Source organism: Kitasatospora sp. NPDC098652, assembly GCF_044760155.1.
GTDB lineage: Bacteria > Actinomycetota > Actinomycetes > Streptomycetales > Streptomycetaceae > Kitasatospora.
On the sequence record NZ_JBIWAQ010000066.1, the window covers coordinates 1 to 1,442 of the forward strand.

Genomic DNA, 1,442 nt, shown 5'->3' on the forward strand with positions numbered 1-1,442 from the left:
CCTAGTAGTACTTCGTTAGGTTTGAATCGGTCTGGAATGCCTTGTCTGGCGCGTGGTGGGTAACTCGCGGTGGCAGGTGGGGCATTCGCCGGTCCAGGCCCGTATCAGGTCCTGGACGGCGTCGAGGACTCGGTAGAAGGTCAGGCCGGCGCCTCGACTTTTGGGTCGAGGCGCCGGAGGGTGAGGAAGGCGTGAGCGGCGGTGACCAGGGTGACGTGGTGGTGCCAGCCGCGCCAGGTGCGGCCCTCGAAGTGGTCCAGGCCCAGGCCGTGCTTCATCTCGCGGTAGTCGTGCTCGATGCGCCAGCGGATCTTCGCCAGGCGCACGAGGCGACGGATCGCGGTGTCGGGCGGCAGGTTCGTGAGCCAGTAGTCGGTGGGCGCGTCGGCGTCCGACGGCCACTCGACCAGCAGGGTCTCGGCCGCAAGTACGCCGTCCCAGGCGGCGCTTCCTCCCGCGTCGGCAACGGCGAGCGCCCGCGGGACTTTCCCGGCCGGCCGCACTTGCAGGACACGGAACCGCGAGCGCATCGCCCCGCGGCTGCCCTGGCGCCAGGTGACCTGCCGAAACGCCCGGCGCCCGCCTGCGGTGGCGAGGTCGTGCAGGGCGAGGGAGCCGGTGCGGTAGCGGGGCAGTGTCCTGCGGCCGGCGCCGCCGTAGGCGGGCGCCTCGGGTTCGGCGTCGTGGCGGTGCGCGGTCTCGTCGCCGCGCACCGCCACGATGTAGTCCAGCTCTCGCGAGCGCAGGGCATGACGGAAGGCCGCGCACTGGCCGTAGCCGGCGTCGGCGGCCACGACCTGCGGGGTGAGCCCCCAGGAGGTCAGTTCTTCGAGTGCGTCGATGGCCAGCCGCCACTTCTCGACGTGCCCGACCTCCGCCGGCAGGCCGGTCCGGTGTCGGCGCACGTCGTCGCGGTCATCCCAGTCCGGCGGCACGAACAGCCGCCAGGACAACGGGCTGGAAGCCTGGTCGGTGACGGCGTGGACGCTCACCCCGACCTGGCACAAAGAGCGTTTGCCCAACGCGCCGCAGTACTGCCGCGAGGTGGCCGCCGACTGGTCGCCGGCCTTCGGGAACGAGGTGTCGTCGATCACCCACGCCTCGGGCGTGAGGGCGGAGGTCATCTTCCGAGCGATCTGCCGCAGCACCGGCGTGTGGTCCCACGGCGACTGGCTGACGAACTGCTGCAGGGCCTGCATATTCCCGTCCGGGAGCCGTTCAGCCATCGGCTGGATCGACTTGCGCCGTCCGTCCAGCATCAGCCCGCGCAGGTAGCAGTCCCCCTGCCGACGCTGGTCCTTGCGCGCCAGAGATGCGAAGACCTCGGCCACGAAGTCGCCGAGATCTTCGCGGAGCCGTTCCACCTCACCAAGATCCACAGACCGCAGCATGCACCACCACGACCACCAAGATCAAATTGACCTAACGAAGTACTACTAGGG

The 1,442-nt window shown here is 69.8% G+C and carries 1 protein-coding gene; it reads right to left on the bottom strand.

Going from position 1 to position 1,442, the window contains the following annotated elements; genetic code table 11:
* Positions 1-140: 140 nt before the first annotated feature.
* Positions 141-1,379 carry an IS701 family transposase gene (locus ACIQWA_RS40940; protein ID WP_402492287.1) on the bottom strand — a complete coding sequence of 413 codons (1,239 nt, stop codon included), beginning with the start codon at positions 1,377-1,379 and terminating at the stop codon, positions 141-143.
* Positions 1,380-1,442: the final 63 nt, after the last annotated feature.